The following is a 9,781-nucleotide window of genomic DNA, read 5'->3' as shown; positions in this document are numbered from 1 at the left end:
CCCCCGTACCCCCCACGGTACGGCGGGCGGGCCGTGCCGGGGGCGGGCCGTGCCACGGGCGGGCCGGCGGCCGGCCGTGGATGCCACCTCCCAGCGGCGCGGTGCGGGCCGGCCGGTCCCGCGCGGCCTAGAGTCGCCACATGTCCGAGCTGCGCCTGCTCAGCTACAACGTCCGTTCGCTGCGCGACGACACCGCCGCCCTGGCACGGGTGATCCGCGCGACCGCCCCCGACGTGGTCTGCCTCCAGGAGGCACCGCGGTTCGTCCGTTGGCGGCACCGCACCGCCGTGCTCGGCCGGGCGACCGGCCTCCACCTCGTCGCCGGCGGTGCCCCCGCCCAAGGCGTCGCGGTCCTCACCACGCTGCGGCCGTTGGTGGAGCACGCCGTCGACCTGCCGCTGCCGCCGACCCCCGGGCTGCACCGCCGGGCGGTGGCGCTGGCGGTACTGCGGCTCGGGCGGGCCCGCGTCGCCGTAGCCGCCTGCCACCTCGGCCTGGCGGCCGCCGAACGCCGCCGCCACGCCCGCCTGCTGGGGGAGCGGCTGCCCGAACTGGCCCGGGGCGCGCCGCTCGTGCTCGCCGGGGACCTCAACGAGCGCCCGGGCGGCCCCGCCAGGATCGTGCTCGGCCGGACGCTGCGCGACGGCTTCGACGAGGCACCGATCGACGGGCGGCTCACCTTCCCCGCCGCCGCGCCCGACCGCTCCATCGACGCGGTGCTCGCGGGGCCCGGGGTGGAGTTCCTGCGCTGCGGCGTCCCGTCGCCGGGGGCGGGCGGCCCGACCGGGGCCGACCTGCGGGCGGCCAGCGACCACCTGCCGGTGCTCGCCGTGCTGCGGGTCGGGGAACCGGTGAACGGCACGCCCTGAACGGCACGCTTGTGGCGGACCCGCGGTCGGCGGCGCGGGGCCGGCCACTGCCGCCCGCGCGCCGCCGACCGTCGGTCAGACGACGGCGCCGCTGCCCGGATCGGTCCACTCGTCGTCCGGGTCGTCCCGCATCCCGAGCACCAGGGTGGCCATGCCGCCGAGGAACCCGCCGACCCCGGCCGTGGTGAGCCACCACGTCAGGTCCACCCCGAGCACCGCACAGCCCACCAGCAGTACCGGACCGCCGATCACGCCGAGCCACGCGAACCGGGTGATCATGTCGGTCTCGGGCAGCGGGGGCGGCTCCGGCGGAACGAAGCGGCCCTCGCCCTCTTCCTCCTCCGGCGCCCAGTCGCGGGGCCCGGGCCCCTCCCACTGGCCGTGGGCGTCCAGCCGGTTGACCTCACCGGGCAGCGCCGTGCCGGCCCCTGCCCCGGCCCCTGCCCCGGCCGCCGCCCCGTCGCCGGCCGCTGCCGTGCGCGCGTCACCGTCGCCCGGCTCGCCGTCGCCGGGGCCGTCGGCGCCGCGGTCGGCGTCCGAGCCCACCGGACCGTCGTCACCGCCGGTGACCCGGTCGCCGCTGCTTCCGTGGCCGCCGGAGCCGCCCGCGCCGTGGTCCGGCACCGCGTCCGGGTGCCACACCCCGGGAACGGGACCGTCCCGGTCGTCCTCGGACCGGGCGTCGTCCGCTCGGTCGTCCTGTCGAGCGTCCTCCCCGTCCTCCCGCCGGGCGGTCTCCTCCGGCGGCTCGGTCGTGTCCCCGGGCGCCCGGGGGGTCTCGCCGTAACCGGCCACGATCTGCGCCCAGGCCGCTTCCTCGTCGAGCGGATCGCGGCCGTCGCCGCGCTCCTTGTCACGTTCCGTCACGTACGGCCTTCCCGTGTCGTCAGCCGGCTGATGAACGCATCGGTCTCCTGGTGGATGCGCTCCGCGTCATGGTCCAACGTCGCGACGTGGTAGCTGTCTTCCAGCACGATCTCGGTGACGTCGGTGGACGACACCGCGCCCAGCACCACGGCGGAGTCCGAGGGCGGCACCACGTGGTCCACCCGGCTGTGCAGCACCAGCAGCGGCTGGGTCACCTGGGGCAGGTCCCCGCGCAGCAGCCGTGTGAGCTGCCGCATCGCGTTGGCGGCGTGCAGCGGGACCCGGTCGTACCCGCCCTCGGCGACCCCGCCGCGGGCGATGTCGTCGACGATGCCCCGGGTGGTGGGCACCAGGTGGCGCAGGGCCGGCAGCGCCCAGCCCTTCACCCGGGGGAAGGTGACGGCGGGGTTGACGACCACCACCCCGGCGACGGCGTCGCCGTGCCGGGCGGCGAGTCGCAGCGCGAGCGCCCCGCCCATGGAGAGCCCGACGACGAAGACCTCCTCGCAGCGGTCCCGCAGCAGTCTCAGCTCGCGGTCCACGCTGCCGTACCAGTCCTGCCAGCCGGTGCGCTGGAGTTCCTGCCAGCGGGTGCCGTGGCCGGGCAGCAGCGGCAGCGAGACGGTGTGCCCGCGCGCCGCGAGGTGCTCGGCCCAGGGCCGCAGCGAGGCCGGGCTCCCGGTGAACCCGTGGCAGAGCAGGATGCCGGTGGCCGAGCCCTCGCGGGAGAAGGGTTCGGTGCCGGGGACGAGCGGCATGGGGCGGCTCCGATCGGTGGCCTGGGCGGTGCCCGTGCGGCGGGGTGTGCCGCCCGCTCCGAGCGGCACGGCACCGCCGGACGCACCGGCGGACGGTGGTGCCCGGGGTCCCGCTGCGGGTACCCGGTGATGCGCGGTGCGGTGCCCCCTCACCCTAGAACGTTCGCGCCCTCTTCGGCAGAGAGGCCGCCCACGCGTCCACCCCCGGGCCCCGGCAGTCCGACTGCCGTACGGACGCCGACGCCGGGCCGAAAGCCCAGTAAGGTCGTGCCCGGAAGAACACAGGAGGTTTCCGGGGTGTTGTACGGCACGATGAAGATGTCCGTGGGGGCGGGGCTCAAGGTCGCCTTCCGCCCCTGGGTGGAGGGCAGGGAGCACGTCCCCTCGGAGGGGCCGGCGATCCTGGCGAGCAACCACCTCTCCTTCTCCGACTCGTTCTTCCTCCCGGCGGTGCTCGACCGGAAGGTCACCTTCATCGCCAAGGCGGAGTACTTCACCACCCCCGGGGTCAAGGGGAGGTTGACGGCCGCCTTCTTCAAGGGGGTCGGTCAGCTGCCCGTCGACCGCTCCGGGGCGCGCGGTGCCGGTGAGGCGGCGATCGCCAGCGGCATCCAGGTGCTGGAGGGCGGCGAGCTGTTCGGGATCTACCCCGAGGGCACCCGTTCGCCCGACGGCCGGCTGTACCGCGGCAAGCCCGGCGGGCTCGCGCGCGTCGCCCTGGCCACCGGAGCGCCCGTGATCCCGGTCGCCATGATCAACACCGAGAAGATCCAGCCGCCCGGCAAGGTGATGCCCAAGCTGCTGCGGCCCGGCATCCGGTTCGGCAAGCCGCTCGACTTCTCGCGGTACCAGGGCATGGAGGGCGACCGGTTCATCCTCCGCTCCATCACCGACGAGGTCATGTACGCCATCATGAAGCTCTCCGGCCAGGAGTACGTGGACATCTACGCCACCGCCGCCAAGCGCCAGATTGAGGAGGCCGCCAAGGCCCAGGCCGAGGTGGAGCGGGCGGAGAAGGCCGAGCGCCGCTCCTGGGAGCGGGCGGAGCAGGACCGGCTGGAGGAGCAGCGCGCCGAGCGCAAGCGGGAGACGCCGCCGGCCTGACCGGTGGCGAGGACGCGCCGGGGAGGCGCGGGGCGGGGAGGGTGGCGGTGCCCGAGCAGCGGGAGGAAGCCGCGATGTCCGTGGAGCGTCCGCTGTGGCGGGCGCTGACGGGCTACCGGGCGATCACCACGGCCTACGCCGTCGGACTGCTGGTCCTGGCGTGGGGCGACTACACCGACAGCGGCCGCCCCGGCGTGGCGGTCGGCTACATCGCCGTGCTGGTGGTCTGGACCGCGCTGACCATCCGGCGGACGCTCGGTGCGGACCGCTGCACCCCGGCGTTCCTCGCCGGGGATCTCACCGTCGCCGTGGCGGGCATCCTGCTCAGCCCGGTCGCCGACCCGGCCGACGCGGTCACCCCGACGCTGCCCTCCGTCTGGGTCGCCGGTTCGGTGCTGGCCTTCGCCGTCAAGGCGGGCTGGCGCTGGGCCGCGGTGGCGTCGGCGGTCGTCGGCGCCGCCAACCTCGCGACCGCCGGCTTCGGCCGCGCCACGGTGCACAACGTGCTGCTGGTGTGGCTCGCCTCCATCGCCATCGGCTACGTGGTGGAGGTGGCGCGGGCCAGCGAGCGCACCCTCGCCCGCGCGCTGCGGATCGAGGCCGCCACCCGGGAGCGGGAGCGGCTGGCGCGCGACATCCACGACGGGGTGCTGCAGGTGCTCACCATGGTCCGGCGCCGGGCGGACGCCGAGGACCCGGCCGCCGTCGAACTGGGACGGCTCGCGGAGGAGCAGGAACAGGCGCTGCGCCGGCTGATCCACGGCGGCCCCCCGCCCGGCGCGGACGCGCTCCCCGCCCCCCGCTGCGCACCGAACCCCGCGGCGCCCGGCCACCGGGCTGTGGAGGAGGGGGCGGACGAGGGCGAGACGGACCTGCGCGCGCTGCTGGCCCGCCGGGAGGCCGCGCGGGTCACCTTCTCCGCCCCCGCCGGCCGGGTGCCGCTGCCGGCCGGCACGGCCCGTGAGCTGGACGCGGCCGTCGGCGCGGCCCTGGACAACGTGTGGCACCACGCGGGCGGACCGGACGGCAGCGGTGGCCGCGCCTGGATACTGCTGGAGGACGAACCCGGGGAGGTCGTGGTGACCGTGCGCGACGACGGTCCCGGTATCGCCCCCGGCAGGCTCGCCGCCGCGGAGGCCGAGGGCAGGATGGGGGTCTCGCTGTCGATCCGCGGCCGGCTGCGGGAGATCGGGGGCACCGCGACCTGGGAGTCGGTCGCGGGCCAGGGGACGGAGGTCGAACTGAAGGTGCCGAAGCGATGAGTGGGATCAGCGCGGCCGGCGGGACGCCGCAGGCCGACGAGGGCGGGGTTGCACAGGCCCTGCGGGTGATGGTCGTCGACGACCACCCGATGTGGCGCGACGCCGTGGCACGCGACCTGGCCGCCGCCGGGCTCGACGTGGTCGCCACCGCCGGCGACGGCCCGCAGGCCGTCCGCCGCGCGCTGGCGGCCCGCCCGGAGGTCCTGGTCCTGGACCTGAACCTGCCGGGGCTGCCCGGGGCGGAGGTCTGCCGCCGCCTGGCGGGCGCGGCGGGCGCCGCCGCGCCGAAGGTGCTCGTGCTCTCCGCCAGCGGGGAGCAGGAGGACGTCCTGGAGGCGGTGAAGGCCGGTGCCACCGGCTACCTGGTGAAGTCCGCCGATGCCGGGGAACTGCTGGACGCGGTGCGGCGCACCGCCGCCGGCGAACCCGTCTTCACGCCGGGGCTGGCCGGACTGGTGCTGGGGGAGTACCGGCGGCTGGCGTCCGGTGGGACCCGTCCGGGGCCGGAGGCCGCCGCGGACGCCGTGCCCCAGCTGACCGATCGGGAAACCGAGGTGCTGCGGCTGGTGGCCAAGGGGCTCACCTACCGCCAGATCGCCGAACGGCTGGTGATCTCCCACCGGACGGTCCAGAACCACGTGCAGAACACCCTCGGCAAGCTCCAGCTCCACAACCGCGTGGAGCTGGTGCGGTTCGCCATCGAGCGGGGTCTGACGGACGACTGAGGCCGGGCGGTCCCGCGTCCGCGCGCTCGCGCCCTGGCCCGGAGCGTGTGGGGCCCCGTGCCGGGCCCGCGCCGCCGCCGGTCACGGCCGGCTGCTGCGTCGTCGGAGACGCCCGCGGACGAGCCGGTACGAGGGCCCTCCGCCGTGCGGCTGACCGCGTCCGACGCCGTGAGCTGATCCGGCGCGGGTCTCACGCACGCTCTCAGCTCAGCGGGCGGGCACCCCGCCCCGGCGGGCCGCCGCGGTGAGCAGCTCGTCGAGGATGCGGGGCCCGTCGAGGGTCAGCACCGACTCGGGGTGGAACTGCACCCCCGCGACGCCGGGGCCGCGCAGCGCGAGCACCCCCGTGCCGTCCGTGTCCCGGGCCACCGTGACGCCGTGAGCGGCGAGTTCGGCGGCGGTCTCGTCGTCGCAGCGGGCGGTGAACGAGTTGTAGAACCCCACGGTCTCCCGCCGGCCGAACAGCTCCACCTCCCGCTGCACACCCTGTGCCGGTGCGGGCAGCCGCTCCACGGCGAGCCCCAGGGCGGTGGCGAGCAGCTGGTGCCCCAGGCAGACCCCCACCACGCCGCCGCCGTGGTGGGCGAGCAGCCCGGTGGCGAGCCGGCGCAGCGCGCCGATGCGCCGGTCGTCGGGGTCGGCGGGGTCGCCCGGCCCCGGGCCGAGGACCACCGGCCCGCGGTGGTCCTGCGGCAGCCCGTCGGTGAGCCGCCCGACCGGGACCACCCGCACCGCGCGCCCCGTGGCGCGCAGCACGTGCGCCAGCATCGCGGTGAAGGCGTCCTCCGCGTCGACCACCAGCACCTCCGTCCCCGCCCCCGTGGCCGTCGCGGTCTCCGTCACGCGGTCGTGCCGGTGCGGGGTCCGCCCGGGCCCGTCGGGCAGCAGCGGGTGCCGGGGCCGCAGCCGCAGCCAGAACGGCGCGAGCGCGGCGCGGCGGGCGTCCAGCGCCGCGCGCTCCTCCTCGGTCAGCAGCCCCAGCGCCGACAGCGGCTCGGCCGGCCGGTCTCCGGCGGCGCGCAGCACGCGGAGGCAGAGGTCCAGCAGCAGTTGCACCGTTCCGGCGTCGAAGAGGTCGGCGCTGTACTGGAGCCAGAGGTGGAGCCCGGCGGGGCGCTCGTCGTCGGCCCGCTCGTCCACGGCGACCAGCGCCAGGTCGAACTGGGCCGAGTTCAGACCCGCCGGCTCCAGCACGGCGCGGAGCCCGCCGAGCGGGAGGGCGGCGCCGGTGTCGCGCTGCACCGCCACCGTCACCTGGAAGAACGGGTGGCAGGCGAGCGAGCGCGCCGGGCTGAGGTGCTCGACCAGCAGGTCGAAGGGCAGCTCGCTGTGGGCGTAGGCGCCGAGGTTGCCGTCGCGGACCCGTTCCACCAGCGTCGTGAGGTCGGGGTCGCCCGAGAGGTCGGTGCGCAGCGTCAGGGTGTTGACGAAGAAGCCGACCAGGTCGTGCAGCGCCTCGTCGGCGCGGCCGGCGACCGGGGTGCCGAGGGGGATCTGCGGGCCGGCGCCGGCCAGGTGCAGCGCGGCCGCGAACGCCGCCTGCACGCCCATCAGCAGCGAGGCGCCGTGGTCGGAGCAGAGGGCGAGCAGCCGGTCGTGCGCCTCGGCGTCCAGCGCGGCGCCGAGGGTGGCGCCGTGGTGCGTCGGTTCCAGCGGCCGCGGCCGGTCCAGCGGCAGTTCCACCACCGGTGGCAGCCCGTCGAGTTCGGACCGCCAGAACGCGATCTCGCGCCCGGCGACCGAGTCCGGCCGCTCCGGGTCGCCCAGCGCCTCCTGCTGCCACAGCGAGAAGTCGGCGTACTGCACCGGCAGCGGTTCCCACTGCGGGACGCCGCCGTCGCTCCGCGCCCGGTAGGCGGTGTCCAGGTCCCGCATCAGCGGCGGCAGCGACCAGCCGTCGGTGGCGACGTGGTGCATCAGCAGCACCAGCGTGGCGCCCCCGGCGTCGGGCACGAACAGGCGGGCGCGCAGCGGGAGCTCCGCCGCCAGGTCGAAGCCCTGCGCGGTGAACTGCTCGACCAGGCCGTCCCGTTCCGCGGTGCCGCACTCCCGCACGGTGAGCAGCCGGTCCGGGGTGGCGGCCACGTGCTGGTAGGCCTCGCCGTCGGGGGCCGGGAAGACGGTCCGCAGCGACTCGTGGCGCTCCACGACGTCCAGCAGTGCCTCCTCCAGCGCGACCGCGTCCGGCACACCGTCGAAGGCGAGGACCACCGGCACGTTGTAGGCGGGCGACGGCCCCTCCAGCCGGTTCATGAACCACAGGCGCTGCTGCGCGAAGGAGAGCGGCACCCGGTCCTCCGCCGGCAGCACCTCCTCGTCGAACCGCACCAGCCCCTCGGTGTCGCGGCGTGCCGCCGGTGCCGCGGCCGCTGCGGCCCGCCCGGCGCGCGCGGGCAGCTGCGCGAGGCGGCGACGGTCGATCTTGCCGGAGGAGGTGTGGGGGAGCTCCCCGACGAACGCGACGAGCCCCGGGACGGCGGCGCGGGGCAGCTCCGCCGCCGCCCGGTCCCGCAGCTCCTCCTCCGTGACGGGCGCCGCGTCCCCCTCGGGGCCGGTCACCACGAAGGCGACCAGCTGGGTGGCGCCGCCCGAGGTCTGCTGCGGCACCACCGCGGCCTCCCGCACGGCGGGGTGGCCGCTGAGCACCGACTCCACCGCACCCGGGTCGACGCGGTGGCCGTTGATCTTCAACTCGCCGTCGACGCGCCCCAGATAGCCGAGCAGGCCGTCCTCCCGCAGGACCACGCGGTCACCGGTGCGGTAGGCGCGCTCGCCGGCCAGCGAGGTGAACCGCGCGGCGGTCAGCTCCTCCCGCCCCAGGTAGCCCTCGGCGAGACCGGCACCGAGCAGCCAGAGCTCCCCGTCCACCACAGCGGCGCGGACGCCCGCCAGCGGCAGCCCGATCGGGACGGCGCCGCCGGTGTGACCGGTCAGCTCGGCGACGGTGGCGACGACGGTCGCCTCGGTCGGGCCATAGGTGTTGAAGAGCCGGACCTCCGGGCCGACCAGCGCGTTCCACTGGGCGACGCGCTCGGGGAGAGCGGCCTCACCGCCGATGACCACCGTCCGGATCGCCTCCGGGAGCCGCACCTCACCACCGGTGAGGCAGTACGTCAGCTCGTGCCAGTAGGCGGTGGGCAGCGCCAGCACGGTGACCCCGCGCTCCGCGCAGCCGCCGAGCAGCTCCGCGGCGTCCAGCTGCTCCTCCTCGCGCAGCACCAGCGTGGCGCCCGCGGTGAGCGTCACGAACAACTCCTCGACGCTGGCGTCGAAGTGGAGGGGGGCGAACTGCAGCACCTTGTCCCGCGCGGTGACGCCGTAGCGCTCGGCGGCGCCCGCGGCGAACTGCGCCAGCGCGGGGCCGCCGACGACGACGCCGTTGGGGGTGCTGGTCGAGCCGGAGGTATAGACGACGTAGGCGGCGCTCGGCGCCACCCCCGGCCCGGGCAGCACCACGGCGCCGGCCTCCGCGACGGCGGCGACCGACGGGGCCTGCGCGCCGCAGACGTCGCCGAGGATGGCGGCGGTGCGGGCCTCGGGTGCGGTCGGGTCCAGCGGGAGGTAGGCGGCGCCGGAGCGCAGCACGGCCAGCAGCGTCACCACGGTCTCCACCGAGCGGGGGCGGCAGACCGCCACCAGCCGGCCGGGGGCGGCGCCCGCCGCCGTCAGCTCCTCGGCGCGCAGCGCCACGGCCAGCGCCAACTCCCCGTAGCTGAGGGTGGTTCCGCCGTGCTCCACCGCCGGGTGCGACGGGTCAGCGAGGGTCCGCGCCACGATCTGCTCCAGGACGGAGGCGACGACGGGGGCAGGCCCGCCGTCCACCACCGCGGACGGCACGGGGCCGCCGGCGGTTCTCTCCGGGGCGGGCACGGTCACCGGCTGGCCGGTTGCGGTCATATCACGTCCTCCAGACGGACAGGGGCGGTGGCGGTTCCGGCGCCGGGCGGCAGCACCGTCGGTTCGGGGGCGGTGCGGGGGCGGTGCGGGGGCGGTGCGGGGGCGGTGCGGGTTAGGGGGTCGGGGGCGGCGCGGGTGGCGCTGCGGCCCCGACGACAACGCTAGGGAGCGGTGCCCCCGACGGTGGGCAGAGCGACCGGCAGCTTCACCGGCACCCGGACGGGCACCCCCACGGCAGCGGCCGCGCCCGGGCCGGGCGGCGCCGGGACACGGCGACGCCGCCGCACCGTCGTGGCGAC

The 9,781-nt window shown here is 76.8% G+C and carries 7 protein-coding genes; 4 read left to right on the top strand and 3 right to left on the bottom strand.

What is annotated here, in order from left to right; translation table 11 throughout:
* Positions 1-140 precede the first annotated feature (140 nt).
* Positions 141-869, top strand: coding sequence for an endonuclease/exonuclease/phosphatase family protein (locus HCN56_RS19925; protein WP_167973102.1), 729 nt, complete (start codon positions 141-143; stop codon positions 867-869).
* 75 nt (positions 870-944) lie between these two features.
* Here HCN56_RS19925 and HCN56_RS19920 read toward each other — a convergent pair whose 3' ends face one another.
* Both HCN56_RS19920 and HCN56_RS19915 read right to left on the bottom strand, forming a co-directional pair.
* Complete coding sequence (locus tag HCN56_RS19920; protein WP_167973100.1) at positions 945-1,736, bottom strand: hypothetical protein; 792 nt, start codon at positions 1,734-1,736, stop codon at positions 945-947.
* On the bottom strand, positions 1,733-2,494 hold the full coding sequence (locus HCN56_RS19915) for an alpha/beta hydrolase (RefSeq protein ID WP_167973098.1): 762 nt from the start codon (positions 2,492-2,494) through the stop codon (positions 1,733-1,735). Before HCN56_RS19915 ends, HCN56_RS19920 begins: the two co-directional genes overlap by 4 nt.
* A 312-nt stretch (positions 2,495-2,806) precedes the next feature.
* On the opposite strand from HCN56_RS19915, the gene HCN56_RS19910 reads away from it, so the two are divergent.
* The 3 genes from HCN56_RS19910 to HCN56_RS19900 are packed head-to-tail and all read left to right on the top strand — an operon-like array spanning position 2,807 to position 5,585.
* Complete coding sequence (locus tag HCN56_RS19910) at positions 2,807-3,598, top strand: lysophospholipid acyltransferase family protein (RefSeq protein WP_167973106.1); 792 nt, start codon at positions 2,807-2,809, stop codon at positions 3,596-3,598.
* A gap of 47 nt (positions 3,599-3,645) precedes the next feature.
* Positions 3,646-4,860 carry a MacS family sensor histidine kinase gene (macS, locus tag HCN56_RS19905; protein WP_376770898.1) on the top strand — a complete coding sequence of 405 codons (1,215 nt, stop codon included), beginning with the start codon at positions 3,646-3,648 and terminating at the stop codon, positions 4,858-4,860.
* Positions 4,857-5,585 carry a response regulator gene (locus tag HCN56_RS19900; RefSeq protein WP_167973096.1) on the top strand — a complete coding sequence of 243 codons (729 nt, stop codon included), beginning with the start codon at positions 4,857-4,859 and terminating at the stop codon, positions 5,583-5,585. The genes macS and HCN56_RS19900 overlap by 4 nt, the downstream gene beginning before the upstream one ends.
* A 207-nt stretch (positions 5,586-5,792) precedes the next feature.
* Here the strand turns inward: HCN56_RS19900 and HCN56_RS19895 are convergent, their stop codons facing one another.
* The gene (locus tag HCN56_RS19895) at positions 5,793-9,482 is read right to left on the bottom strand and encodes a condensation domain-containing protein (protein WP_167973094.1); all 3,690 of its coding nucleotides are present in this window, start codon (positions 9,480-9,482) and stop codon (positions 5,793-5,795) included.
* Positions 9,483-9,781: the final 299 nt, after the last annotated feature.

This window comes from Streptomyces lonarensis, from assembly GCF_012033735.1.
In the GTDB taxonomy this organism is placed as follows: domain Bacteria; phylum Actinomycetota; class Actinomycetes; order Streptomycetales; family Streptomycetaceae; genus Streptomyces; species Streptomyces lonarensis.
The sequence above is the reverse complement of the archived record's forward strand: the minus strand, read 5'-3'. Positions and strand labels throughout refer to the sequence as shown.